This is a genomic window from Streptomyces amritsarensis, assembly GCF_001953875.1.
In the GTDB taxonomy this organism is placed as follows: Bacteria; Actinomycetota; Actinomycetes; order Streptomycetales; family Streptomycetaceae; genus Streptomyces; species Streptomyces amritsarensis.
Genome location: NZ_MQUR01000038.1, coordinates 23,502 through 50,123 on the forward strand (window position 1 = coordinate 23,502; position 26,622 = coordinate 50,123).

Consider the following 26,622-nt stretch of genomic DNA (forward strand, 5'->3'; position numbering starts at 1 on the left):
GAGATCTCCCATGTTCCGTACCGCCCTGCGCAACGTCCTCGCGCACAAGGCCCGGCTGCTGATGACGGTGCTCGCCGTCACCCTCGGCGTCGCCTTCGTATCCGGCACCCTCGTCTTCACCGACACCCTCAAGAAGTCCCTCTCCGGCCAGTCCGCCAAGAGCTACGAGGGCGTCGCCGTCTCGGTCACCTCGTACGGCCAGGGCCGCAACGAGCAGGGCGAGAAGGAGGGCGAGCCCGGCCTCGGCCAGCAGACCCTCGACAGGATCAAGGCGCTCCCCGGCGTCGACACCGTCTCCGGCCGCGTCTCGGGCTTCGCCGGCGTCGGCGACGAGAACGGCAAGCTGATCGGCTCCGGCTGGTCCAACCAGGGCGCGAACTTCACCCCCGTCAAGGACGGCAAGGACCCGCGCTACGCCTTCGCCCAGGGCGCCGGCCCGGCCAAGGCCGACGAGGTCGCCCTCGACCAGGCCACCGCCGACAAGGGCAACTACAAGGTCGGCGACAAGGTCCGCGTCGCCACCAACGGCCCGGTCAAGGAGTACTCCCTCGCCGGCGTCTTCACCACCGAGGACGGCGCCGTCCAGGCCGGCGGCAGCCTGGTCCTCTTCGAGACCAAGGTCGCCCAGGAGCTCTACCTCAAGCCCGGCTACTTCCAGGAGCTGTCGGTCGCCGCGAAGAACGGCACCTCCGCCGAGAAGCTGCTCGCCGACATCAAGCCGCTGCTCGACGACAGGACGACCAAGGCGCAGACCGGCGCGGCGCTCGCCGCGGAGCAGGCCAAGCAGATCGAGAAGGGCCTCAGCAACCTCAGCACGATGCTCCTCGTCTTCGCGGGCATCTCGCTCTTCGTCGGCATCTTCCTGATCTACAACACCTTCACCATGCTGGTCGCCCAGCGCACCAAGGAGCTGGCCCTGCTGCGCGCCGTCGGCGCCCACCGCGGCCAGGTCATGCGCTCCGTGCTCAGCGAGGCCCTGCTCGTCGGCCTGCTGTCGGCCGCCGTCGGCCTGCTCGGCGGTATCGGCCTGGCCATCGGGATCCGCTCCGTCATCGGCTCCCTCGGCGCGAAGCTGCCGGGCGGCGCCATGGTGATCGCCCCGGGCACCGTCGTCGCCGCGCTCGTCATCGGCGTCGTCGTCACCACCGTCGCCGCCGTGCTGCCGGCCTGGCGCACCGGCCGGATCGCACCCGTGGCCGCCATGGGCAGCGCCCACCTGCCGGCCACCTCGAAGTCCCTGCTCGTACGCAACATCCTCGGCTCGGTCATCAGCCTCGGCGGCATCGGCCTGGTGCTCCTGGGCGTGTCCACCGGCGGCAACACGGGCCGCATGACCATGGGCGGCGGCGCCTTCTTCATGCTGATCGGCATGATCGTGCTGCTGCCGCTGCTCTCCAAGCCGGTCATCGGCGCCGTCCGCCCGCTGCTGCAGAAGGTGTTCGGCGTCCCCGGCAAGCTGGCCGCCCAGAACGCGGTCCGCAACCCGCGCCGCACCGCCGTCACCGCCGCCTCCCTGGCGATCGGCCTGACCCTGGTCACCACGCTGTCCGTCCTCGGCATCACCGTCGGCAAGGTCGTCGACCGCATGAGCACCGAGAAGCTCAAGGCCGACTACCGGGTCTCCATGTCCGCCGACGCGGGCAGCCTGGACAAGTCCGTGGCCGAGACCCTGTCCAAGGCCCCCGGCATCAAGGCGGTCTCCCCGCAGACGGCCGGCTACTTCCTGGTCGACGGCGACTTCCGGGCGGCCTCCGGCGTCAACCCGGCCACCATCGGCCAGCTCCTGAACGTCGAGGTCCTCAGCGGCTCGCTCGACAGCCTCGGCAAGGGCGACGTCGCCGTCGCCGAGAAGACCGCCAAGAAGCAGAACTTCACCGTCGGCTCCGCGCTCAAGGTGAAGTACGACGACGGCCAGGAAGCGTCCGTCAAGGTCGGCGCGATCTTCAAGGACATGGAGGGCCTGCTCTCCCCCTACGTCATCGACAACAAGATCCTCAGTGAGCACAGCGAGGAGATGTACATCCCCGAGGTGTACGTCAACGTCGACGGCGGGGCCTCCAAGGCCGCCCAGCAGAAGGTCGTCGACGCGCTCGGCAAGAACCCGGCCATCACCGTCGCCACCCAGCAGGACATGCGCAACGAGATGGGCGGCATGATCAACACGATGCTGAACATCATGTACGGCCTGCTCGGCATGGCGCTGGTCATCTCGGTGCTCGGCGTGGTCAACACCCTGGCCATGTCCGTCTTCGAGCGCACCCAGGAGATCGGCATGCTGCGGGCCATCGGCCTCGACCGCAGCCGGGTCAAGAACATGATCCGCCTCGAAGCCGTGGTGATCTCGCTCTTCGGAGCCGCCCTCGGCGTCGTCATCGGCATCTTCCTCGCCTGGGCCGTCGGCTCCACGCTGGCGAAGGCCATGCCCGGCTACGAGCTGATCCTGCCGTGGGACCGGATCGGGATCTTCCTCCTGCTGGCCGCCGTGGTCGGCGTCCTGGCCGCCATGTGGCCGGCCCGCAGCGCCGCCCGCCTGAACATGCTGACCGCCATCAAGACCGAGTAGCGGACCCGGACCGCGGACACCGAAGGGCCCCGGGGCGACCCGGGGCCTTTCGCGTCGTGCGCGCAGGAACGATTACGCCGACTGGGCGCCCCAGGTCCGCAGCCGCAGCGGCAGCCCGGAGTCCCCGCGCGCCGCGGAGCGCACCGCGAGCACCTGGTTGACCCCGAGGCGGCCCCGTTCGAAGGCGAGCGCGGAGGCGGCCATGTAGAGCTGCCAGACCCGGGCCCGGCCGGCCGAGGTGAGGGCCACGGCCTCGTCCCAGTGCTCCTCCAGCCGCGCCACCCAGGCCCGCAGGGTCAGGGCGTAGTGCTCGCGCAGCGCCTCCACGTCGCGGACCTCGAAGCCGGCCCGTTCCAGCTCGCCGACCGTGGTGCCGACCGGGGACAGCTCGCCGTCGGGGAAGACGTAGGCGTCGATGAACTCGTCCACCCGGTAGGCCCCTTCGTCGGCCTCCGGGGGGCGGGCGATCTGGTGGTTGAGCAGCAGGCCGCCGGGGCGCAGCAGGGCGTGCAGGGTGCGCGCGTAGTCGCGGTAGCGCTCGGCACCGACGTGTTCGGCCATCCCGATGGACGAAATGGCGTCGTAGGGGCCGTCCTTGACGTCGCGGTAGTCCTGGATCCGGATCTCGACCAGATCGGCCAGGCCCTCGTCCGCGACCTTCTTGCGGGCGTACGCGGCCTGTTCGCGCGAGAGGGTGATCCCGGTGACGCGGGCGCCGTGGGCGCGGGCCGCGTGCAGGGCCATGGAGCCCCAGCCGCAGCCGACGTCGAGGAGCCGGTCGCCGGGCTTCAGGGCGAGCTTGCGGCAGACCAGGTCGAGCTTGTCGTGCTGGGCCCGCTCCAGGGTGGAGCCGGGGGTCCAGTAGGCGCAGGAGTACACCATGGAGGGGCCGAGGACCCGCTCGTAGAAGTCGTTGCCGACGTCGTAGTGGTGGCTGACGGCCTGCCGGTCGCGGCCCCTGGAGTGCCGGGGGCCGCCGCGCCGGGCCGCCTCCTCCGCGGGCGGCGCGGGCGCCGGCCAGGGCCTGGCCAGGGTGACGAGGTCCCGTACGGCGCTCCGCGCGTCCGCGTCGCCCAGCAGGGCGGCGGCGGCCGCGGCGGTGTCCGCGGCGGCCGTGACGCGCCGGGGCAGGCGCGGGCGCAGCACGCTCAGGGGGGACGCGGGCGGGGCCGGGGCGGGCGGCCGGTCCCGCTGCCAGAGCAGGCCCGCCACCCGGTCCAGCATCTCGAACAGGTCGCCCTCCACGGCCAGGTCACCGGCCACCCAGGCGCGGGCCAGGCCCAGCTCTCCGGGCTTCCACAGCATCCGGCGCAGGGCACGGCGGCCGCGGACGACGAGAACGGGGCCCTCGGGCGGCCCGGCCTCGGTTCCGTCCCACGCGCGGATGCGCACGGGCAGGGGGCCGCCGAGCAGGGTCTCGGCAAGAGCGGCCAGCCGCGGAGCGGCGTCGGTCATGGCGCACCTCCACAAAGTTCCGACCCATCCCTCTACCCATCCGCGGCCCCGGGTACGCCGAAGGGGCCGCCCGCACCACGGATGGCGGGCGGCCCCTTCGGGGTCGTACATGCGGCCGGCTCAGCGGCCGGGCTCCCGACGCGGGGTCAGGAGGCCTTGGCCTTCTCGGCCGGGGCAGCGGCGGCGGCCGGGGCCGGCGCCGGCTTGGCGGCCTCGTAGAACTCCTCGCGCGGGGTCTCCAGCGCGCCGAGGGAGACGACCTCGCGCTTGAGGAACATGGCGAGGGTCCAGTCGGCGAAGACGCGGATCTTGCGGTTCCAGGTCGGCATGGCCATGCCGTGGTAGCCACGGTGCATGTACCAGGCGAGCCGGCCCTTGAGCTTGATCTTCGTCTTGCCCATGACGATCATCGCGACGCCCTTGTGGAGGCCGAGGCCCGCCACGGCACCCTTGTTGGAGTGCGAGTACTCGGTCTGCGGGAAGCCCCGCATGCCCGAGATGACGTTGTCGCCGAGGACCTTGGCCTGGCGCAGCGCGTGCTGGGCGTTCGGCGGGCACCAGGCGTTCTCGACACCGGCCTTGCGGGCGGCGATGTCGGGGACCTGGGCGTTGTCGCCGGCGGTCCAGATGTAGTCGGTGCCCGTGACCTGGAGGGTCGGCTGGGCGTCCACGTGGCCGCGCGGGCCCAGCGGCAGGCCGTAGCGGGCCAGGACCGGGTTGGGCTTGACGCCGGCGGTCCACACGATGGTGTTGGAGTCGACCTCGAGGCCGTTCTTCAGCACCACGTGGCCGTCCACGCAGGAGTCCATGGAGGTGTTGAGGTAGATCTCGATGCCGCGGGACTCGAGGTGCTCCTTGCCCCAGGTGCCGAGCTTGGGCCCGACCTCGGGGAGGATCTTGTCGGCCGCGTCGACCAGGATGAAGCGCATGTCCTCGCGCTTGATCGTGGAGTAGTACTTCGCGGCGTCGCGGGCCATGTCCTCGACCTCGCCGATCGTCTCGGCGCCGGCGAAGCCGCCGCCGACGAAGACGAAGGTGAGGGCCTTGCGGCGGACGTCCTCGTCCGTCGTGGACTCGGCCTTGTCGAGCTGCTCGAGTACGTGGTTGCGCAGGCCGATGCCCTCCTCGACGCCCTTCATGCCGATGCCCTGCTCTGCGAGACCGGGGATCGGGAAGGTGCGGGAGACGGCGCCGAGCGCGATCACCAGGTAGTCGAAGGGCAGCTCGTACGCCTCGCCGACCAGCGGCGTGACGACGGCGACCTTGCGGTCCTGGTCGATGCTGGTGACCCGGCCGGTGAGGACCTCTGCCTTGGGCAGCACGCGTCGCAGCGGGACGACGACGTGCCGAGGCGAGATGCTGCCTGCGGCCACTTCGGGGAGGAAGGGCTGGTAGGTCATGTACGAGCGCGGGTCGACGACCGTGACGGTCGCCTCGCCGTAGCGCATCTTCTTCATGATGCGCTTGGCTGCGTACAGGCCTACGTACCCACCTCCTACAACGAGGATCCTGGGACGCTCCGTGGTGCTCATGAGAACGAGTATCCAGCACCCATTGGGGTGTTGCTCGTGAGCCCCTTCACAAGGAGTCGGAGGGCCTCTGCTACACTCCGCCGCCCACGTGACGGACGTCATGGCGGCGGGCGGGAACCAAGGGGTGGCGGGAGTCGTTGTTCACCCGTCCTGAACTGGCCTCCAAGGCTTCGACCGGAGTAGACCACCGGGTTTCGTCCTTACCTCCGACGCGAAGCCCGCCGCCTCCGCCGATCGCACGAACGCGCGACAAAACGGGCCCCAGGCCCTCCGCAAGGCCCCGAAGGGCCCTTCCCGCGGCCCGGCAGGCACCTTTTCCTTGTGAAGAACTTCACGAACTTTTTCCGGATCATGGTCCTGGAGGGCTTCACACCCTGGTTCGAAGGCAGTTCGGCCGATGGACCAGGTGATTGCACCGGTCATCCCGGGCACGACCCAGAACGACCACGGGGGTTCCCCGGCCGCCCGGCCGCGGAACCCCCGTCGTCCCGACGGACCGGCCCGTCACACGGTGGCGCCCGCCACGCTCCAGGCGATTCCGTCGAGGATGTCGTGTTCGGAGACCACGACCTCGGAGGCTCCGGTGCGCTCCATGATCGCCAGCAGGACCAGCGCGCCCGCGCCGATCACGTCGACCCGGCCCGGGTGCATCACGGGGATCGCCGCGCGCTCGTCGTGCGTGGCCGTCAGCATCCGCTCGGTGATCTCGCGGACCTGCCCGTAGGAGATCCGGGAGTGGTGGATGTCCGCCGACCGGTACTCGGGCAGCCCCAGCGCGATGCCGGCGATGGTGGTCACCGAACCCGCCAGGCCCACCAGCGTGCGCGCCTCGGCCAGCGGGACGGTCTCGGACGCCAGGTCCAGCGCGGCCTCGATGTCGGCCCGGACGGCCGCGATCTGCTTCTCGGACGGCGGGTCGGTGACGACGCCGTCCACCACCAGGTGGCGCTCGGTCATCCGGACGCAGCCCACGTCCACGGAGCGGGCGGCCCGCACGTGGTCGTCGCCGACCACGAACTCGGTCGAGCCGCCGCCGATGTCGACCACCAGGAACGGCCGCTGAAGGTGCTCGTGCGCGGTCAGCTCCCTGGTGGCGCCGGTGAAGGAGAACTCCGCCTCCTGGTCACCGGAGATCACCTCGGGCTCGACGCCGAGGATCTCCACGACGCCGCGCACGAAGTCGTCGCGGTTCTCGGCGTCACGGGAGGCGGAGGTCGCCACGAAGCGCACCCGCTGCGCGCCCAACTCCTCGATGACCGCCGCGTACTCGCGGCAGGCGGCGAAGGTCCGCTCCAGCGCCTCCGGGGCCAGGCGCCCGGTCTTGTCCACGCCCTGCCCGAGCCGGACGATGGTCATCCGCCGGTCCAGCTCGACCAGCTCGCCCGTGGCCGGGTCGCAGTCCGCCACGAGCAGCCGGATGGAGTTCGTCCCGCAGTCGATGCCCGCGACCCGGGTCACCGGGACTCCTCTTCCTTCTTCTCGCCGCACGGCGTGACGCAGGCGCCCTTGGCCCACCACTCGGGCAGCATCGCGAGGGCCTCGTCGCCGAAGGGGTTCACCCCGGGGCCGGCGGCAAGGGAGTGGCCGACGAGGACGTGCAGGCACTTGACCCGGTCCGGCATACCGCCGGCGCTCGGGAAGCCCTGGAGCACCTCGATGGCGTCGCGGCGCCGGATGTAGTCCTCGTGCGCGGCCTGGTAGGCGGCGGCGAGCTCCGGGTCCTCGGCGAGCCGCGCCTGCATCTCCTTCATCACGCCGTTGGCCTCCAGCGTGCCGATGGCGGAGGCCGCGCGCGGGCACGTCAGGTAGTACAGCGTCGGGAAGGGGGTGCCGTCGGGGAGCCGCGGGGCGGTCTCCACCACGTCGGGCTGCCCGCAGGGGCAGCGGTGCGCGATGGCGCGCAGCCCGCGCGGCGGGCGGCCGAGCTGCTGCTCGAACGCCTCGATGTCCGCGTCGGTCGGCTCGGTGCGGTCGGTCTGGGGCGGGGGCGTCTGCATGCCTGGAGGAAGTCTCTTCGTTCTCGTGGATGGGTGCTGCGGTGGTGCGGTGCTGCGGTGCTGCGGTGCTGCGGTGCTAGTCGCCCGGGCGGTCGGCCTTGTCGACGCCGTCCCAGACGTTGGAGTACCAGGGGCGGTCCGAGCCGGCCTGGCCGGTGCGGTGCGGCTCCGGCGGGCGGGATCCGGGGTCGCCCATGATGTAGCCGACCTCCCCCGGACGCAGGAAGTGCAGGTGCTTGCGCGCCTGCTGCTCCGCGTAGGCGTCGTCCTGCCAGCGGGCCTTCTCGTCGCGGAGCCGCTCCAGGCGGTCCCGCGCCGCCGCGGCGGCCCGCTGCTGCTCCGCGATCTCCGAGCGCTGGGAGACGTACTGGCGCATCGGATACGCGAGGGCGACGACCAGCGTACAGAGCACGAGCACCAGGAGCGCCGCCCTGCCGGTGAGGCGGCTGCGGCGCACCTGCCGGCGCGACTGCGAGCGGTAGACGTGGGCCGCGGTCCGCTCACCGAGCTGCTTGAGCCGCGTCGCGGTGGAGAAGGTGGAGAACCGATCCCGGTTCCCGGCCATTGGTCCGCCTCCCCTTTTGTACGCACTACGCAATACGTCCCCGCACACGGTACGGGACCGAGTGCGGGGACGTACGGAGGCAGAGCGTGATTAGCCCTTGAAGCGCGGGAAGGCGCTGCGGCCCGCGTACACCGCGGCGTCGTCGAGGATCTCCTCGATGCGCAGCAGCTGGTTGTACTTGGCGACGCGGTCCGAGCGGGCCGGGGCGCCGGTCTTGATCTGACCGCAGTTCACGGCGACGGCGAGGTCGGCGATGGTGACGTCCTCGGTCTCGCCGGAGCGGTGCGACATCATGCACTTGAAGCCGTTGCGCTGGGCCATCTCGACGGCGTCGAGGGTCTCGGTCAGCGAACCGATCTGGTTCACCTTCACGAGGAGGGCGTTCGCGGAGCCCTCCTCGATGCCGCGGGCCAGGCGCTCGGGGTTGGTGACGAAGAGGTCGTCGCCGACGATCTGGACCTTGGCGCCCAGGCGGTCGGTGATGGTCTTCCAGCCGGCCCAGTCGTCCTCGAACAGCGGGTCCTCGATGGAGACCAGCGGGTACGCCTCGACGAGCTCGGCGTAGTAGTCGGTCATCTCGGCGGCCGAGCGGGACTGGCCCTCGAACTCGTACTTGCCGTCCTTGTAGAACTCCGACGCGGCGACGTCGAGCGCGAGCGCGATGTCCTTGCCCGGGGTGTAGCCGGCCTGCTTGATGGCCTCGATGATGAGGTCGAGCGCGGCGCGGTTGGACTCCAGGTTCGGGGCGAAGCCGCCCTCGTCGCCGAGACCGGTGGACAGGCCCTTGGTGTGGAGGACCTTCTTGAGGGTGTGGTAGACCTCGGCGCCCCAGCGCAGCGCCTCGGAGAAGGACTCCGCGCCGATCGGGGCGATCATGAACTCCTGGATGTCGACGTTGGAGTCGGCGTGCGACCCACCGTTGAGGATGTTCATCATCGGAACGGGCAGCAGGTGCGCGTTCGGACCGCCGAGGTAGCGGAAGAGCGGGAGGTCGGAGGCCTCGGACGCGGCGTGGGCGACGGCGAGCGAGACGCCGAGGATGGCGTTGGCGCCGAGCGAGCCCTTGTTGTCGGTGGCGTCCAGGTCGAACATGGCCTGGTCGATCAGGCGCTGCTCGGTGGCGTCGTAGCCGACGAGCTCCGGGCCGATCTGCTCGATGACGGCGAGGACGGCCTTCTCGACACCCTTGCCCATGTAACGGTTGGGGTCACCGTCACGGAGCTCGATGGCCTCGAATGCACCGGTGGAGGCGCCGGACGGAACGGCAGCACGGCCGGTGCTGCCGTCGTCGAGGCCCACCTCGACCTCGACCGTGGGGTTGCCTCGGGAGTCCAGGATTTCCCGGGCTACGACGACGTCGATGGACGGCACGAGCATCTCCTTCTGGGATGTGACGCTGGGTGTGCGGTGGCGTGTCAGGCCGTGGGATGGCCTTGCCGCCTAGAGCCTAACCGGCTTCCGGGGTTCGACCGGCCGACCGCCCGACCCCTGGGACGAAAAAGGGGCCGAATACCCCTCTTCCGGGACATACAGTCCTGGTTTTTCGACCTCGGAAGGGTCCATGTGCCCGCACACACCGCCGCCCGGCGCGTGGGGGGAAGGGGCGCCGGGCGGTGGGAATTCTGCGCGTTGCGTACGCTTTTGCGGCTGTCGCCGCGCCGTTCAGCTGAGCTTCAGCTTCTGACCGGGGTAGATCAGGTCGGCGTCCGAGACGATGTCCTTGTTCAGCTCGAAGAGCTGCTGCCAGCCGCCCTTGACGCCGTTGGCCTCGGCGATGGTGCCCAGGGTGTCGCCCGGCTTGACCTCGTAGGAGCCGTTGCCCGTCTTCGGCGCGGCCGGAGCCTCGGTGCGCTCGGAGCGGGTGGTCGGGACCTCGGTGCGCTTGGTGTCCTTCTTCGGCGCGGCCTTGGTCTCGGCCTTCTTGGTCTCGGTCTTCTTCGTCTCGGCCTTCGGCTTGGTGGAGGCCGGGGTCTCGGTCGAGCCGCCACCGGTGTAGGAGGAGTTCGACAGGCCCTTGCCGCAGTGCGGCCAGGCGCCCTTGCCCTGCTTCTTGAGGACCTTCTCGGCCACGGCTATCTGCTGCGCCTTCGAGGCCTGGTTGGCCTGCGCGGCGTAGGACTTGCCGCCGAAGGCGGCCCACGTGGAGGACGAGAACTGCAGTCCGCCGTAGTAGCCGTTGCCCGTGTTGATGGACCAGTTGCCACCGGACTCGCACTGCGCGACCTTGTCCCACTCGGACGCGGTGGCGGCACTGGCGGCGCCCGCGGTCATCAGGGGGGCGGCGACGGCCACACCGGCGACACCGGCGAGCGTGACGATGCGAACGGCCTTGGAACCGCGACGGTGCTTGCCCTTGCCGGAAAGCAGCATGAGGTTTCTCCTCACCGACGCCTACGAGGTGAGCTGTCGGGTTCGGGCCTGTGAGTGCCCGGCGGTGCGACCTTGCGCCCCGCTTAACCCCAAGCCGGTTGCCGACCGTCTGTCAACGGCCGCTCGCGGCACCTACCTTGGTTCCCCCGCTCCTGCCTTCGGCGCTTGACGCGACGACTGTTCCCCCCGTCCGCCGGCAGGATTCGGCGATGCGGTCGAAGGAGCCCGCGGTGGCGGGCGAATCAGAAGGTAGACATGTCCCTCCCCGATGCTCAACCAGGAGCATCGGGGAGAAACGGCCCCTACTTGCGCTCCCCGACAGGGTGTTTGCGCAGGTGAGAACGGGGTTTGCGGAAGCCCCGGGGCGGGACACGCCAGTTGACCGGAAGAGACACATGTCTCACTTGCAGAAAACAGACAATCAGGTCTTTCCGGTCGAACCAACTGTCCTTATTAGGTGGTTAGATCCAGGTTCTGGCCGGGCTTGATCAGGTTGGCGTCTCCGCCGATGACCTGCTCATTGGCCGCATAGAGGCCGCTCCAGCCGCCCTTCACGCCCTTGGCATCCGCGATGGTCGCCAGGCTGTCGCCCGCCTGCACCGTGTAGACGGGCTCCGGCGCGGCATCGGAGGGGGCGCTCTCCTCGGAGGAGGGTGCTCCGCGGTGCTTGCCGTTGCCCTCGCCGGGAGTGGCGCCCGGGTTCGCCGAGGGCGTCGGCACCCCGGGGGCCGCCGGGCCGGTCGGGGACGGACTCGGGGTGACCGGCGGGGTCGTGGGCGAGGTCGGGTCCGTCGGGTCGACGGGGGTGACCGGCCCGGTCGCCGGGTCGGTCGGCGTGACGGGGGCCGTCGGGGTGGTCGGGGGCGCCGTCGGGACGTCGGGCGCCGGCATGACGGGCAGTCCGACGGACGGCGCGTCGGGAATCAGGAAGGGGCTGCCCGAGGGGCTGGGGGTCTGCGCGGTCGGGAGCCCGAAGTCCGTGGCGGGCTTGCCGCCCGCGGTGGAGGGCACGGTGTCGTCGGGCCGGGACGGCGCGGGGCCCACCGCGGTGGAGCTGCCGGGCAGACCGGGGTCGACGACGGCGGCCGGACCCTGCTGGTCCAGTCCGGCGGACGCCGCGCACAGCGGCCAGGCCTGCGGACCCTGGGAGGCCAGCACGCGCTCGGCCACGGCTATCTGCTGCGAGCGGCTCGCGAGGTCGGCCCGCTCGGCGAAGTCCAGACCGCCGGCGTTCTGCCACTGCTCCTGGGTGAACTGGAGCCCGCCGTAAGCGCCACTGCCGAAGTTGGCGCTCCACGAGCCGCCGCTCTCGCACTCGGCCACCTTGTCCCAGGTGGCGGTGTCGGCAGCGGTCGCGCTGGTGGCGGCCAGCAGCGGCATGGCCAGCGCGGAGCCAGTGACACCGGCTGTGACGACCAGCGCGGGGACCTGGCGGGGGCGTCTGTGACGGCCGTTCCCGGAGAGCATGAGGGATCACCTTTCGCATAACAGCGGGGTAACGGCAGAACCTAGCGGCCTTCGAACGATTGTCACAAGTTCAAGCTGAATCTGACTTTTAATCAGAAGGCGCGCAAGTGTTTTGAACCGCGAAGCGAACGGGCAGGGTGCGCAGCCCCCGCATGATCAACCCCCCACGCCAGCGCAGGTCTTGGGGTGGAACGGCGAGTTCCAGATCGGGAAGCCGGGTCAGCAGGGTCGCGAGGGCGGTCTGCCCCTCCAGCCGGGCGAGCGGCGCGCCCAGGCAGTAGTGGATGCCGTGACCGTAGCCGAGGTGCTGGTTGTCGCTCCTGGAGAGGTCGAGGGTGTCCGGGTCGGTGAACCGCGCCGGGTCCCGGTCGGCGGCGGCGAGGACGACCAGGACCGGATCGCCGGTCTCGATCCGCTCCCCGCCGAGGGTCAGCGGCTCGGTGGCGAAGCGCCACGTGGCCAGCTCCACGGGACCGTCGTAGCGCAGGAGTTCCTCGACACCGGTGGCCAGCAGGCCGCGCTCCCCGGCGGCCAGGGAGCGCTGCAGCCGCTCGCGCTGGACGGGGTTCATGAAGAGGGAGTGGACGCCGTTGCCGATGAGGTTCACGGTCGTCTCGAAGCCGGCGAAGAGCAGGATGAAGGCCATCGCGGTGGCCTCGCCCTCGGTCAGGTGGTCGCCGTGGTCGCTCGCCCGGATCAGGTCGGAGATCAGGTCGTCGCCCAGGTCATCCCTTTTGCGGTGGATGAGTTCACCGAGGTAGGTCCGCATCTGCTTCACCGACCGGGCGACGCCGCCGCGCGGGCCTCCGCCGTGGCGGATCATCATCCCGGCCCAGTCGCGGAAGTCGTCCTGGTCCTCGCGCGGTACGCCGAGCATCTCGCAGATGGCGTAGATGGGGAGCGGGAAGGCGAACTCGTGGATGAGGTCCGCCTCCCCCCTCCCCGCGAACCGGTCGATGAGGTGGTCGGTGAGCGCCTGCACCCGCGGGGTGAACTCCGCGACCCTGCGCGGGGTGAACGCCTTCGACACCAGGCGGCGCAGCCGGGTGTGGTCCGGCGGGTCGATGTTCAGCAGATGCGTCATCAGCTCCGCCTTGCGCTCCCCCGGGATCCCGGTCTTGCCCTTGGCGTGCGCGGGCTCCGCGTGGTGCGCCGGATTCTTGCTGAGCCGCTGGTCGGCGAGGGCCTGGCGGGCGTCCGCGTACCGCGTGACCAGCCAGGCGTCGACGCCGCTGGGGAGCTTGGTGCGGTGCACCGGCGCGTTCTCGCGCAGCCACGCGTAGGCCGGGTAGGGGTCGGTCGCGAACTCCCACGTGAAGAGTTCGGGCGCCGCGCCGACGGGGGGAGTGGACGACTGATCGTGCATGTCCCCGACAGTAGCCGCCGCGCACCGGCGGACCGGCGCGGGCCGCGACCCGCCGATCCGTCATCCCATATGAGCGCTTCGTCGCGGCTGTCCGCAGATCGGACAACACTTGACCTCGCCCCGTCCGGCACTCCTACTTTCGGTTGGTGGATGTGAGGATCTTGAAAAGCAGTTTCGCGGTGGTGGAGAGACGGGCCGAGCACGCGGTCAAGTTCTTCTACTCGCACCTCTTCTGGCACAACCCCGGAGTACGCGACCTCTTCCCGGCCTCCTCCGAGGAGATGGAACGCCAGCGGGACCGGCTCTTCGCCGCACTCACCCACCTCGTCTCCCGTCTCGACGACGAGACCCTCGGCCCCTACCTGCACGGCCTGGGCCGCGACCACCGCAAGTTCCTGGTGCGCCCCGAGCACTACGCGGTCGTCGGCTCCAGCCTGCTCGCCGCGCTCGCCGAGACCTCCGGCGACGCCTGGACCCCGCGGGTGGAGAAAGCCTGGAGCGAGGCCTACCAGCTGATCGCCGACGCCATGCTCGCCGGCGCCGACGCGAGCGAGGACCCGCCCTGGTGGGACGCGGAGGTCGTACGCCACCTCCGGTACGGGCGCGACATCGGTGTGCTGACCCTGCGGCCGCACGCCCCCTTCCCCCATCTGCCCGGCCAGTACACGAGCGTGAGCAGCGAACGCGTCCCCCGGACCTGGCGCACCTACTCCATCGGCAACGCCCCCCGGACCGACGGCACCGTCGACCTGCACGTCAGCCGGGTCGACGGCGGGCGGCTGAGCACCGTCCTGGTTGGCGAGACACAGCCCGGCGACGTCCTGAAACTCGGCGCCGCGGGCGGGCAGCTGACCTTCCGCCGTTCGGACCGCCCGATCAGCCTGATCGCCGCCGGCACCGGCTGGGCCCCGATCCGGGCCATGCTGGAGGAGCTCGCGGACCGGCCGCCCGATCAGGACGTACGGCTCTTCGTGGTGGCCCGGGACGGCGCGCACCTCTACGACCGCCCGCTCATCGACGCGTACGGCGCCGCGTGCGGCTGGCTCGATGTCACCTACATCACGCCCGCGCCCGGCCGGCACCGCAACGAGGCCACCGACCGGCTCGCGACGGCGCTGTGCAACCGGGGGCTGTGGCCCGACCAGGACGTCTACCTCAGCGGGCCGCCGCAGTTCATGGACGAGACCGTGCGGCTGCTGGAGGGGCTCGGCGCCCGGCCCGGCCGGATCTTCCACGACCGCGTACCCGCCGCGGGCACCGGCAACGGGCCGGGGGGCCGCCCGCTGGGCTTCGGCGAGTGGTTCCTGAACCGCCCGGCGCCGCACTGGCACGACCCCTCGGCCCGCGCCCCCGGGACGTGACCGAGGGGACCGGAGAACTACCGCGCGGGTGCTCCGACGCCCTCGGCCGCCCGGATCGCGTCCCGGTAGACGCGGGCAGCCGCCCGCAGCGCCGTCTCGGGGTCGACGCCCTCCGCCTCGGCGCGCGCCGCCAGTTCCAGCAGTTCGTAGCCGATGCCCTCGCCGCGCGGCAGCTCCACGGCCACACCGCCGGTACGGGCCCGGCCCGCGAGCTTGGCCGCGAGCGCCAGGCCCGGCTGGCCGACCGGGATCCCGTCGGTGACCGACTGCCGCCGCTTCTCGACCGCCTTGGTGCGCTGCCAGTGCGCGTGGACGTCCTCCGGGGTCTCGGCCTGCGCGTCGCCGAAGACGTGCGGGTGGCGGTGGATCAGCTTCTGCACGAGGGCTGCGGCCACGTCGTCGATGGAGAAGGCCCCGAGGGCCTCCTCCCCGCCGTCCTCGGAGTCCCCGCCGTCCGCGCCGCCCCCGGTGCCGTGCGGGACGCCCTCCTCGGCGATCCGGGCGTGGAAGACGACCTGGAGCAGGACGTCGCCGAGCTCCTCGCGCAGCTCCTCCCGGTCCCCGTCCTCGATCGCCTCGACGAGCTCGTACGCCTCCTCGATCGCGTACTTGGCCAGGCCCCGGTGGGTCTGGCGGGAGGTCCACGGGCATTCGCGGCGGACCCGGTCCATCACCTGCACCAGGTCCAGCAGGCGCGCGCCCGGCAGGTCGTACGAGCCGGGCAGGAGCTCCAGGTCGGGCATGGAGACCCGGCCCGAGCCGGCCAGCCGGGCCAGAGCGTCGGTGAGCCGCCGGTCGCCCTCACCGCTCGGGAGCACCACGACCGTGCGGCCGCCCGCGCAGGCCGCCACCAGCTCGTGCGCGTCCGGTGCCGCGTGCTCGACCTCGACGCCCGCCTCCCGCAGGTACGGCAGCTGCGGGTGGCCGGGGTCGGCGCACAGCACCCGGTCCGCGGCGTGCAGGGTCTGCCAGGCCGGCCAGGACAGCACCCCGGGGGCGACCCGGTGGCTGGTGGTCAGCAGGACGATACGGCCGGCGGGCTCGGCGGCGGCGGTGGACTGGGAGTGGTCGGTCACCCTCCGAACCTACCTCCGCCGGGGGGCGTCAGGCTCCGGCGGGTTCCTGCTCGGGCCGGGTCCGCTGGGTGATCCACGCGGTGTCCACCGGGCCGAGGCCGACCTGCTTGGCGTCCCAGGCGCCGTACCGCGGGTTCACCTCGATATCGAGAGCCTCCGACGCCTTGGTGAGCGGCTCGATGATCCGCTCCTCGCCGAAGCGCTCGCTCAGCTTGTCGAGCAGCAGCCGGAAGCGCAGGTCCTCGTCGATCTGCCCCGGCGCCAGCGGGACGCGGGCCTGGAGGGCCAGCTGCTCCAGCGCCGCCGCGCCCTTGTCGCCCTCCTGCGCCTTGCGGGCGTCCTCGATCTCCTTGGTCGTGACCGAGATGCCCGCGTCCTTCGCCGCCCGCTCCAGCACCCGCAGCTGGATCATCTTGCCGAGCTTGATCCGCTCCAGCTGAGGGGTGTTCGCGATGAGCGTGGCGGCCTGCTCGGACCGGTTCTGTGCGGCGCGGACGTCGCCCACCTGGGCCTGGAGCGCGGAGGTGGTGATCCGTTCACCGCCGACGACGGCCGCGGTGCCGGGCCGGGTCTCGCCCGAGCAGGCGGACAGCAGGGGCGCCGCCACGAGCAGGGCGGCGGAGACGGAGAGCGCAGTGCGACGGTGCAAAGGAGCCTCCAGGGCCGGGAGATTGTGCGTCAATGCACAAGGGCCGTGCGGTGATCGATGGTATGCAGTAAGGGTGGCCCGGGCCACCGCTTCGACCAACGATTCGCGGGGTGTCCGGGGTACGTGTCTGTTCGTGTCGCAGCCACCCCGCGGCCATCCCCGCTTCCCTCCGTGCTGCCAGGGTCGGCCCACCATGTCGACACCGCACCGCTCGCCGCGCCGCCGCAGTCTGTCCGGTTCGGCGCTCGCCGCCCTGCTCACGGCGGTGGCCGTGTGCGCCGGGGACGCCGCCGCCCGCGTCTTCCCGTACGGATCGCGCCACCGCAGCGTCAACGACCTCGGCAACCAGTTCGTCCCCTTCCACGCGCACCTGTGGGACCTCCTGCACGGGCGCGCGCAGGGCGGCCTGCTGTTCAACTGGCGGTCCGGATACGGCACGAGCTTCCTGCCCGACCTCGGCACCTACCTGACCAGCCCGTTCTCCGTCCTCGTCGCCGTCTTCCCGCGCGCCGACATCGACCTGGCCGTGTACGTCGTCACCGTGCTCAAGACCGCGGCCGCGGCGGCGGCCATGGCCTGGCTGCTGCGCACCCTGCACCGGGGGCCGTGGTGGGCGGCCGGACTGCTGGCGGCCTCGTACGCGCTGTGCGGCTGGTCGGTGATCGAGGCCTCCTACAACCCGATGTGGCTGGACGGGCTGATCGCCTTCCCCCTGCTGTGCCTGACCGGTGAATGGGCCCTGCGCGGGCGGCGGGTGCTGCTCGCCCCGCCGGTCGTCGCCCTCTGCTGGACGGCGAACTTCTACACCGCCTACATGGCGACGCTCGGCGCCGCGCTGGTGCTGGGGGTCCGGGTGGTGCTGACCCGGGAAGGCGCCCGGAGCCGTCTCGCGGTGATCGTGCGGGCGGCCGGGACCACCGCGGCGGGCATCGCACTGGCCGCGCCCGTCCTGCTGCCGCTGTTCCTCAGCTCGGGCCGGGCCTACCCGGGATGGGTCAAGGAGTTCCGGCCGGTGTCCTGGGCGGACCTCTTCGCACGGCTGCTGCCCGGGACGTACTCCTTCTCCTCCCCCGCCGTCTTCGTCGCCGCCGGCACCCTGCTGCTGGTCGCCGCGCTGCCCTTCCACCGGTCGCTGCCGCTGCGCGACCGGCTGTGGTGGACGGGGCTGACGGCGGCCGTCGCGCTCTCCCTGCAGTGGGCGCCGACCCATCTGGCCTGGCACCTGTTCGCCACCCCGAACGGCAGCCCGTACCGGCAGACCTTCGTCCTGGCCGGGATCGCCGTCATCGCCGCCTGGACCGCGCTGGAGGCCGGCCCGCCGCGGCTGCCCGCGCTGGCCGCGGGGACGGGCCTCCTGGCGGCCGCCGCACTGTGGGCCCGCGGCAGCACCCTGACCACGACCTGGGGGTACGTGCTGTTCGCGGGCGGCTTGGCGCTGGCCGGACCGGCCTGGTGGGCGCTGCGCCACCGCCGCCCGGCGCTCCCGGCGGCCGCCCTGCTGGCCCTGGTCCTGCTGACGCAGGCGGCGGCGACCACCGCCTTCGGCCACCAGGGCAAACTGGGCGGCCTCGACGACTACCCGTCCTGGGGGCGGGGCCACACCGAGCGCGCCCGGGCCCTGGCCGCCGCCGAGGGCTGGCCCGCGTACCGCACCGACCCCAGCCGGCCCGCCCTGTCGGGCAACGACCCGCTGCTGCTGGGCGGAGAGGGCGGCTCCTACTACAGCAGCCACACCCCCGAGGTGTTCACGCGGACCATGGTCGCGCTCGGCGCCGGCTGGACCTCGCGCGGCCGCAACGTCCAGAGCATCGACAACCCGGTCACCGACGCCGTCTTCGCCGTCGGCGCCCGCCTCCAGCCCGACGGCACGGTGCTGCGCGCCGAGGTGCCCCCGCTGGTGACGACCCGCCCGCCCGGCGCACCCCTGTCCTACGGCGACTCCCCCTTCGCCAACCAGGAACTGCTGCTGGGCGCCCGCGTGTACGAGGACCCGCCCGCGCCCGGGGTCTGCCGCGCGGGAACCGAGGCCTACCTGTGGGCCCCGGAGTACAACGCGACGGCCCGCCTCGCCGACGGCCCGGCCTTCCGGCTGAACGGAAACGCCCCCCGCAACCGGGCGGCCCTCCAGCCGATGGGCGTCTCCCGCGGCGCCTCCTCGGCGCTGGTCTTCGACGCGGCACCGCCGCCGCGCTGGACCCTGTCCTGCCTGGACCGGCCCCGCCTCGACGCGGCGGTGGCCGCCCTGCGCGCCACGGCCGCGACCTCGGTCCGGGTCGGCTCCTCCTCCGTCCGGGCCGACCTGCCCGCGGGCAGCACCGGCACGGCCGTCCTCTCCGTCCCCGCGATCGCCGGCTGGACGTGCAACGACCGCCCCGCATCGGCCCACCTGGGGCTGGTCGCGGTCCCCCTCGGCCCCGGCACCACGCAGGTCGCCTGCTCCTTCCGCCCGCCCGGGCTGCTGCCCGGGCTGGCGGTCGCGGCGGCGGCCCTGGCGCTCCTCGCGGTCACCGCCCTGCGCACCCGCGGCGGCCGCCGGCCGGCGTGACGGGGCCGCCGCGCGCCGGACCGGACGTCAGCGGACCTGGCTGAGCCACTGCAGGGTGCGGCGTATCTCCGACGGGAAGGGATGGGCCGGGCCGTGCAGGCGCTCCGCGTCGAACAGCAGCCGGGCCAGGGTGTCGTGGGCCGCCGGACGGTCGCCGAGGGAGAGCAGCAGGTGCGCGATCCGGCGGCGGATCTCCAGCGGCAGGGCCTGGTCCGGGTTGGCGTAGCGGTTCTCGAAGTACGGGAGCAGCGAGCGGTACTCCGCCAGGGCGGCGGCCGGCTCGCCGAGCTGCTCCAGGCACTGCGCCGCGTCGTAGCGGAACCGCAGCGACTGCGGGTCGCCCGCCGGGAACTCCTCCGCGAGGCGGCGCAGTTCGGGCAGGGCGCGGCGGTACTGCCCGTCGTCCATCAGCGTCGCCGCGTACTGCTTGCGCAGGGAGCGGACCACCGGTGAGTGCTCGCCGTGCTCGGCGGCGGCCGCCGGGAGGATCCCGCCGAGGATGTCCACGGCCTGCGTGAGCCGCCCCTGGTCCAGGAGGGTGCGGGCCTGGTCCACCGCTCCCGGGATGTCGGGTTTCTGCGGCGCCGGCACCGGAGCGGGGGTCCGCGTCGGCGTCGGCGCGGACGTGGGCGGCACGGGGGTCCCCGCCGGCGTGGACGACGGCGGTGTGGTCGGCCGCGGCGGGATCACCGCGGCCCGGTCCGGCCAGGGCGCCTGCGGGCGTACGAAGGGCCGGGTCGGGTCGAGCGGGCCGGACGCGCCGCGGCCGTCGCGGGCTGGCAGCAGCGGGGCGAGCGCCTCGTACACCTCCTGCGCCGAGGACGGCCGGTCCTGCGGGTCCTTGGCGAGCAGGCGCATCAGGAGCGCCTCCAGCTCCTGCGGGACCTCCGGACGCTGCGGGCGGACCGGGACCGGGGCCTCGTACAGGTGGCGGTGCAGCACGCCCAGGGCGGTGGACCCGGCGAAGGGGACGTTGCCGCTGAGGAGTTCGTAGAGGAGCACACCGAGCGCGTACAGGTCGGTGTACGGGCCCACCGCACCGCTCATCGCCTGCTCGGGCGCCATGTACGCGGGACTGCCGATCGGCGTGCCGGTGCTGGTGAGGCGGGTGGTGTCGGTGTCCATGACCGAGGCCACGCCGAGGTCGAGGACCAGGACGGTGCCGTCCGGGCGGACCATCACATTGCGGGGTTTCAGGTCGCGGTGGACGATCGGCACCGCGTGCACGGCCGACAGGACCGAGCACAGCTGCGCGACGACCGCGACCGCCCACTGCCACGGGTAGGGGCCGTGGGCGGCGAGGTGGTCGGCGAGGTCGGAGCCCTCGACGTAGCCCATGACCAGGAACAGCTCGTCGCCGTCACTGCCCGCGTCGTGGACGGTGACCAGCCCCGGGTGGTCCACCTGCGCCGTGACCCGGCACTCGCGCACGAAGCGGCGGCGCAGCTCCTCGGCGACCGTGCCGGGGCCGGCGACCTTGTCGGGGCGCAGCAGCTTGACGGCGACCCGCCGGTCCAGGCGCCGGTCGTAGGCCGTCCAGACCTGGCCCATGCCGCCCTGTCCCAGAATGCTCGCCAGCTGGTAGCGGTCTGCGATGACGCGGTCGGTCACTGCTGCGGATCCCGGAAGGCGGTCTGGTTCGGGTCCTGGTGGTGGCCGCCGGGCGGCGGGGTCTGCTTGCGCAGCAGCTCGCTGAGCTCGTCGAGTTCGGCGCGGACCTGCCCGATGCGCGGCGGCGGGGTCGGCTGCGGCGGCACCTGCGGGACGGCCGGCGTCTGGCCCGAGATCACGGTGGGGGCCTGGGCGTGCGGGTAGCCGTAGGAGGGCGAGGTCTGCTGCGGGTGGTTGTAGGGCGCGGGCTGCCCCGGGTACCAGGGGGCGGGCGCCGCGGAGCGCAGGGCCTCGTGGTGCTTGATGTCGGCGACGAGGAAGTAGACGCAGACCGCGAAGCCCGTGAGGATCGAGCCACCGGCGCCGAGGTTGCCCTGCCAGCCGTTGACGTCGGGCGTGGGGTCGATCTGGATCAGCGTCATCCAGACGACGGCGAGGACACCGCTGAGCACCAGCAGCGCCCAGTCCCGGGACCTGCGGGTGACCAGCGCGAGCCGCAGCATCGCACCCCATGCCAGGAAGCCGCAGCTCAGGATGGGCAGCAGCATGAACACCACGCGCAGTGTCACCACGCCGCCCGAGGTGGACTGGGGGGCGTGCTGCGGCGGAAGGCCGGGGCCGTGCATCGCTGCTCCTGACGGGCCGTGCGGAAGAGGTTTCGCGTCTGAGGGTATACAGCGTTCCCGGCCATCAGTGAGGGGATGCACGCAACCGTTGCAGGGTCGCAGCACGGCCCCGCCGTGGCGGGGCCGCGGCCGGGAGCTCTCGCTCTGCGGCCGCGGCGCCCGCGCGTGCGGCGCCGCCGGTGCGGCGCCGCTACGAGCCGAGGATGGTGGTGAGGAACTCGCCCGTCCAGGCCAGCAGTTCCCGGCCGACCACCGGCTTGCCGCCGATCCTGCCCGCCTTGGGGCGGGGGATCAGCACCTGCGACGTGGCGGGCTTGAGCACCGACCCCGGGTACAGGCGCTTCAGGCGCAGCTCCTGCGACTCGCGCAACTCGACCGGGCCGAAGCGGATGTTGTTGCCCTGGAGGGTGATGTCGCCGACCCCGCAGGCCCGCGCCAGCATCCGCAGCCCGGCCACCAGCAGGAGGTTCTCCACCGGCTCCGGCAGCTTGCCGTAGCGGTCGGTGAGTTCCTCGCGCACGGCCTTGATGTCCGCCTCGGAGGCGGCCGAGGCGATGGACCGGTAGGCCTGGAGGCGCAGCCGCTCGCCCGGCGCGTAGTCGTGCGGGACGTGCGCGTCGACCGGCAGCTCGATCTTGACCTCCAGCGGCGGCTCCTCCTCCACCCCTCCCTCGACGGCCGCCCGGTAGTCCGCGACGGCCTCGCCGACCATGCGGATGTAGAGGTCGAAGCCGACGCCCGCGATGTGGCCGGACTGCTCGCCGCCGAGCAGGTTGCCCGCACCGCGGATCTCCAGGTCCTTCATCGCCACGTACATGCCGGCGCCCATCTCGGTGTGCTGGGCGATCGTCGCGAGCCGCTCGTGCGCGGTCTCCGTCAGCGGCTTCTCCGGCGGGTACAGGAAGTACGCGTACCCGCGCTCGCGGCCGCGCCCGACCCGGCCGCGCAGCTGGTGCAGCTGCGAGAGGCCGAAGTTGTCGCCGCGCTCCACGATGAGGGTGTTGGCGTTGGAGATGTCGATGCCGGACTCGACGATGGTGGTGGAGACGAGGACGTCGAACTTCTTCTCCCAGAAGTCGACGACGACCTGCTCCAGCGCCTGCTCCGACATCTGCCCGTGTGCCGTCGCGATCCGCGCCTCGGGCACGATCTCGCGCAGCTTGGCCGCCGCCCGGTCGATGGACTCCACCCGGTTGTGGATGTAGAAGCACTGGCCCTCGCGCAGGAGTTCACGGCGGATGGCCGCGCCGATCTGCTTCTCCTCGTACGGGCCGACGAAGGTGAGCACCGGGTGGCGCTCCTCCGGCGGGGTGGTGATCGTCGACATCTCCCGGATGCCGGTCACCGCCATCTCCAGGGTGCGCGGGATCGGCGTCGCGGACATCGTCAGCACGTCCACGTTGGCACGGAGCTTCTTCAGCTGCTCCTTGTGCTCGACGCCGAAGCGCTGCTCCTCGTCGACGATGACCAGGCCCAGGTCCTTGAAGCGGGTCTCCTGCGAGAACAGCCGGTGGGTGCCGATGACCACGTCCACCGAGCCCTCCTTGAGACCCTCCAGTGTGGCCTTCGACTCGGTCTCGCTCTGGAAGCGCGACAGCGCCTTCACGTTGACCGGGAACTGGCTGTAGCGCTCGGAGAAGGTCCCGAAGTGCTGCTGCACGAGCAGGGTGGTGGGCACGAGGACGGCGACCTGCTTGCCGTCCTGGACGGCCTTGAACGCCGCACGGACCGCGATCTCGGTCTTGCCGTAGCCGACGTCGCCGCAGATCAGCCGGTCCATGGGGACCGACTTCTCCATGTCCTCCTTGACCTCGGCGATCGTGGTGAGCTGGTCGGGGGTCTCCGCGTACGGGAAGGCGTCCTCCAGCTCGCGCTGCCAGGGGGTGTCGGGGCCGAAGGTGTGGCCGGGGGCGGCCATGCGCGCGCTGTAGAGCTTGATGAGGTCGCCGGCGATCTCCTTGACGGCCTTCTTCGCGCGCGCCTTGGTCTTGGTCCAGTCGGCGCCGCCGAGCCGGTGCAGGGTCGGGGCCTCGCCGCCGACGTACTTGGTGACCTGCTCCAGCTGGTCGGTGGGGATGTAGAGGCGGTCGCCGGGCTGCCCGCGCTTGGCCGGCGCGTACTCCACCAGCAGGTACTCGCGGGTGGCGCCCTGCACAGTGCGCTGGACCATCTCGACGTAGCGGCCCACGCCGTGCTGCTCGTGGACGATGTAGTCGCCGGCCTCCAGGGTCAGCGGGTCGATCGTCTTGCGGCGGCGGGTCGGCATCCGGCCGAGGTCCTTCGTCGCGGTCCGCTGCCCGGTCAGGTCGGTCTCGGTGAGCACGGCCAGGCGCAGCACCGGGTCGACGAAGCCGTTGTCGATCGACCCGCAGGAGACGTGGACCAGGCTCGGCTGGAGCGTGCCCAGGTCCGGTTCCAGCCGGGCGGCGATGCCCTCGCCGGCGAGGACCTCGACGGTACGGGCGGCCGGGCCGTGGCCCTCGGTCAGGTACACGGTGTGCCAGCCGTCGGCGATCCAGCCCTTCGTGTCGGCCAGCGCGCGGGCGGTGTCGCCGCGGTAGGCCTCCGGGGCGTGCATGCCCAGCTTGAGCGTGTCGGCGGCCAGGTCGGTGTCGTCGGCGGCGAACGGGGAGATCGACCACCACATCATGCCCAGCTCGCGGGCCCGGTCGCGGACGTCCGCGATACCGCGCAGCGAGGCCGCGCCGACGTCGATGGGGGCGTCGCCGCCGCCCGCGGTGGCCGCCCAGGACGCCATCAGGAACTCCTGGCTGGTCGCGACGAGGTCGGCGGCCCGGGTCCGTACCCGCTCCGGGTCGCAGACCACCGCCATCGCCCCGGCGGGCAGCACGTCGATCAGCAGTTCCATGTCGTCGACGAGGACCGGGGCGAGGGACTCCATGCCCTCCACCGCGATCCCCTCGGCGATCTTGCCGAGCAGTTCGCCGAGCTCCGGGTGCGCCTCGGCGAGGGCCAGCGCCCGCTCCCGCACCGCGTCCGTCAGCAGCAGCTCGCGGCAGGGCGGCGCCCACAGGCCGTGCTCGGCGATCTCCAGGGACCGCTGGTCGGCGACCTTGAAGTAGCGGATCTCCTCGACCTCGTCGCCCCAGAACTCCACGCGCAGCGGGTGCTCCTCGGTGGGCGGGAAGACGTCCAGGATGCCGCCGCGCACGGCGAACTCGCCGCGCTTCTCCACCAGCTCCACGCGTGCGTAGGCGGCCGCCGCCAGCGCCTCGGTGACCTCGCCCAGATCGGCGGTCGCGCCCTGCCGCAGACTCACCGGAACGAGCTCGCCCAAGCCCTTGACCTGCGGCTGGAGCACGGACCGGATGGGCGCCACGATCACGCTGACGGGGCCTGCGGCCGGGTCGTCCTTGCTGGGGTGCACCAGTCGGCGCAGTACGGCCAGCCGGCGGCCCATGGTGTCGCTGCGCGGGCTGAGCCGCTCGTGCGGCAGCGTCTCCCACGACGGGTAGTCGGCCACCTCGTCGGGAGGCAGCAGGGAGCGCAGCGCGGCGGCCAGGTCCTCGGCCTCGCGCCCGGTGGCGGTGACCGCCAGCACGGTCCGCTCGGTCTGCCGGGCCAGCGCGGCGATCGCGAAGGGGCGCGCGGCGGCCGGTCCGACGAGGTCCACGTGCATGCGGTTGCCGTCACCGGCCGCGGTGACCGCCTCGGTGAGGGCGGCGTCCCGGGTGACGGCGTCGAGCAGTCCGTGCAGGCTCATGAGGAGGCTTTCCGTCCGGTGAAGGGGCAACGCGAAGGACCCGACACGTCGTACGGGCCGGGGGTTCCCACCCTACGACGGCGCCCACGGCGACGCGCGAGGGATTCGGGTCACGGCGCGGGCGCGCGCCCGTCGTCAGCCTGGAGGCGTTGCTCCCGCTTTACGATGTTCACGTAACCACCGCCTGAGCTCGCCGCGTCCCCATCCGCGGGAGTTCACGCCGAACGGCCGAGGAGCACGAGCCCGTGACGAGCGATGCCATAGCCCGCCCGGCACCGGCGGCCCAGGCCCCCGCGAGGGCGGCCGCACCCCGGTGGGCCGGACCCTGGCTGGTGGCCGCCGGGCTGTTCCCCGTCTACCTCGTGCTGTCCGTCGGCCGGTTCCGGCGCATGGACTGGGCCTCCTGGGACCTGGGGATCTTCGAACAGGCGATCCGCGCGTACGCCCACCTGCAGACGCCCGTCGCGGACCTGAAGGGGCCGGGGGCCAACATCCTCGGGGACCACTTCAGCCCGATCATCGCGCTCGTCGCCCCCGTCTACCGGGTCTTCCCCGGGCCCGTCACGCTGCTCGTGGTCCAGGCGGCGCTGTTCGCGCTCTCCGCCGTCCCCGTCACCCGGGCGGCCTCACGGCTCCTCGGCCGGCCCCGCGGGATCGCCGTCGGCGTCGCGTACGGCCTGTCCTGGGGCGTCCAGCGGGCGGTGGAGTTCGACTTCCACGAGATCGCCTTCGCCGTGCCGCTGCTGGCCTTCGCCCTGGAGGCGGTCCTGGCCCGGCGCTGGCGGGCCGCCCTGCTGTGGGGGCTGCCGCTGCTCCTGGTCAAGGAGGACCTCGGCTTCACGCTGGCTGCCCTGGCCGTCGTGGTGGCCTGGCGCAGCCGCACCACCGACCGGCGCACCGCCTGGGCCGCGCTCGGCCTCGCCGCGGCCGCCTGCGTGTTCGCCGTACTGGTGTTCACCGTCTTCATACCGGCGTTCGCCACCGACGGATACGGCTACTGGCACAAGATCGACGGGGCGGGGCCCTTCGCCGGCACCGGCACGAAGCTGGCCACGCTGGGATGGGTGCTGATCCCCACCTCCGGGCTGCTCGCCCTGCGCTCGCCGCTGCTGCTGCTGGTCGCCGCGCCCACCCTCGGCTGGCGGTTCCTGTCCGGGGACGACCACTACTGGTCCACCGACTGGCACTACAGCGCCGTGCTGATGCCCGTCGTCGCCCTCGCCCTGGTCGACGCCATCGACACCGTCCGGCGCGGCGAGCGGCCCTGGCTGCGCGCCTACGCCCTCCAGCTGCCCACGGCGGTGCTCGCCGCCTCCCTGGCCCTGGCCATGACCAGCATGCCGACGGCCAAGCTCACGGAGGCGTCCACGTACGACAAGCCCGACCGCGTCGTCGCGATCGAAAAGCTCCTCGACCGGATCCCCGACGGGGCCACCGTGGAGGCCGACACCACCCCGCTGACCCGGCTGACCTCCCGCTGCCGCGTCCTGTGGATCGGCGGCAGCAAGGGCGTCGTCCCCGACTGGATCACCATCGACAACGGCAACAAGTGGGCCGGCGAGGACCCGACCCGCTACGCCTCCCAGCTCCACCCCGGCGAGCGCTACACCCTGGTGGGCGAGGCCGGCGGGATCGTCCTGATGCAGCGCGACACCACCGGCTGACCCGGCCGGCCCCCGCCGCGGGACGAAAGGGCGCAGGCTCGGGACACCTGG

Annotated in this window: 18 protein-coding genes and 1 riboswitch; of the genes, 4 read left to right on the top strand and 14 right to left on the bottom strand. The window is 72.4% G+C overall.

Annotation, left to right across the window (positions count from 1 at the left end; translation table 11 throughout):
* Positions 1–10 precede the first annotated feature (10 nt).
* Positions 11–2,563 carry an ABC transporter permease gene (locus AVW11_RS17700; protein ID WP_076044640.1) on the top strand — a complete coding sequence of 851 codons (2,553 nt, stop codon included), beginning with the start codon at positions 11–13 and terminating at the stop codon, positions 2,561–2,563.
* A gap of 72 nt (positions 2,564–2,635) precedes the next feature.
* Here the strand turns inward: AVW11_RS17700 and AVW11_RS17705 are convergent, their stop codons facing one another.
* From AVW11_RS17705 to AVW11_RS17745, 9 genes are all read right to left on the bottom strand, one after another.
* Entirely contained in the window at positions 2,636–4,018 is a 1,383-nt protein-coding gene (locus AVW11_RS17705; protein ID WP_076044642.1) for an SAM-dependent methyltransferase, read from the bottom strand.
* Between the two features lie 146 nt (positions 4,019–4,164).
* Positions 4,165–5,550 (bottom strand): NAD(P)/FAD-dependent oxidoreductase, encoded by a 1,386-nt coding sequence (locus tag AVW11_RS17710; RefSeq protein ID WP_030846524.1) that lies wholly within the window; start codon positions 5,548–5,550, stop codon positions 4,165–4,167.
* A 504-nt stretch (positions 5,551–6,054) separates the two neighbouring features.
* Positions 6,055–7,008, bottom strand: a complete 954-nt coding sequence (locus tag AVW11_RS17715; RefSeq protein WP_030846521.1) for a Ppx/GppA phosphatase family protein — start codon at positions 7,006–7,008, stop codon at positions 6,055–6,057.
* The gene (locus tag AVW11_RS17720) at positions 7,005–7,547 is read right to left on the bottom strand and encodes a DUF501 domain-containing protein (protein ID WP_030716431.1); all 543 of its coding nucleotides are present in this window, start codon (positions 7,545–7,547) and stop codon (positions 7,005–7,007) included. Before AVW11_RS17720 ends, AVW11_RS17715 begins: the two co-directional genes overlap by 4 nt.
* Positions 7,548–7,623: 76 nt before the next feature.
* Positions 7,624–8,112 carry an FtsB family cell division protein gene (locus AVW11_RS17725; RefSeq protein ID WP_030846518.1) on the bottom strand — a complete coding sequence of 163 codons (489 nt, stop codon included), beginning with the start codon at positions 8,110–8,112 and terminating at the stop codon, positions 7,624–7,626.
* 90 nt (positions 8,113–8,202) lie between these two features.
* A complete protein-coding gene (gene eno / locus AVW11_RS17730; RefSeq protein ID WP_030028493.1) occupies positions 8,203–9,489 on the bottom strand; it encodes a phosphopyruvate hydratase in 1,287 nt (428 codons plus the stop codon).
* Positions 9,490–9,774: 285 nt separating this feature from the next.
* Complete coding sequence (locus tag AVW11_RS17735) at positions 9,775–10,482, bottom strand: transglycosylase family protein (protein WP_030846515.1); 708 nt, start codon at positions 10,480–10,482, stop codon at positions 9,775–9,777.
* Positions 10,483–10,485: 3 nt separating this feature from the next.
* Positions 10,486–10,656, bottom strand: a riboswitch (cyclic di-AMP (ydaO/yuaA leader).
* 279 nt (positions 10,657–10,935) lie between these two features.
* Entirely contained in the window at positions 10,936–11,949 is a 1,014-nt protein-coding gene (locus tag AVW11_RS17740; protein WP_060179902.1) for a LysM peptidoglycan-binding domain-containing protein, read from the bottom strand.
* An 88-nt stretch (positions 11,950–12,037) separates the two neighbouring features.
* Positions 12,038–13,315: a cytochrome P450 family protein gene (locus tag AVW11_RS17745; RefSeq protein ID WP_076044644.1), complete on the bottom strand. Its 1,278-nt coding sequence runs from the start codon at positions 13,313–13,315 to the stop codon at positions 12,038–12,040.
* Between the two features lie 179 nt (positions 13,316–13,494).
* On the opposite strand from AVW11_RS17745, the gene AVW11_RS17750 reads away from it, so the two are divergent.
* A complete protein-coding gene (locus AVW11_RS17750; protein WP_240528205.1) occupies positions 13,495–14,676 on the top strand; it encodes a globin domain-containing protein in 1,182 nt (393 codons plus the stop codon).
* Positions 14,677–14,693: 17 nt separating this feature from the next.
* Here AVW11_RS17750 and AVW11_RS17755 read toward each other — a convergent pair whose 3' ends face one another.
* Entirely contained in the window at positions 14,694–15,752 is a 1,059-nt protein-coding gene (locus AVW11_RS17755; protein WP_076044648.1) for a nucleoside triphosphate pyrophosphohydrolase, read from the bottom strand.
* Positions 15,753–15,780: 28 nt separating this feature from the next.
* The gene (locus AVW11_RS17760; protein ID WP_030846501.1) at positions 15,781–16,401 is read right to left on the bottom strand and encodes a SurA N-terminal domain-containing protein; all 621 of its coding nucleotides are present in this window, start codon (positions 16,399–16,401) and stop codon (positions 15,781–15,783) included.
* Positions 16,402–16,594: 193 nt separating this feature from the next.
* Between AVW11_RS17760 and AVW11_RS17765 the strand changes: the two genes are divergently transcribed.
* Positions 16,595–18,946, top strand: a complete 2,352-nt coding sequence (locus AVW11_RS17765) for a YfhO family protein (RefSeq protein ID WP_076044650.1) — start codon at positions 16,595–16,597, stop codon at positions 18,944–18,946.
* A gap of 27 nt (positions 18,947–18,973) precedes the next feature.
* Here the strand turns inward: AVW11_RS17765 and AVW11_RS17770 are convergent, their stop codons facing one another.
* The 3 genes from AVW11_RS17770 to mfd form a co-directional block, all read right to left on the bottom strand.
* On the bottom strand, positions 18,974–20,557 hold the full coding sequence (locus AVW11_RS17770; RefSeq protein ID WP_076044652.1) for a serine/threonine-protein kinase: 1,584 nt from the start codon (positions 20,555–20,557) through the stop codon (positions 18,974–18,976).
* Positions 20,554–21,183: a hypothetical protein gene (locus AVW11_RS17775; RefSeq protein ID WP_076044654.1), complete on the bottom strand. Its 630-nt coding sequence runs from the start codon at positions 21,181–21,183 to the stop codon at positions 20,554–20,556. The genes AVW11_RS17770 and AVW11_RS17775 overlap by 4 nt, the downstream gene beginning before the upstream one ends.
* A gap of 190 nt (positions 21,184–21,373) precedes the next feature.
* Positions 21,374–24,907 carry a transcription-repair coupling factor gene (gene mfd / locus AVW11_RS17780; RefSeq protein WP_060179909.1) on the bottom strand — a complete coding sequence of 1,178 codons (3,534 nt, stop codon included), beginning with the start codon at positions 24,905–24,907 and terminating at the stop codon, positions 21,374–21,376.
* A gap of 245 nt (positions 24,908–25,152) precedes the next feature.
* Between mfd and AVW11_RS17785 the strand changes: the two genes are divergently transcribed.
* Positions 25,153–26,571: a DUF2079 domain-containing protein gene (locus AVW11_RS17785; RefSeq protein WP_420856381.1), complete on the top strand. Its 1,419-nt coding sequence runs from the start codon at positions 25,153–25,155 to the stop codon at positions 26,569–26,571.
* The last annotated feature ends 51 nt before the right edge of the window (positions 26,572–26,622 follow it).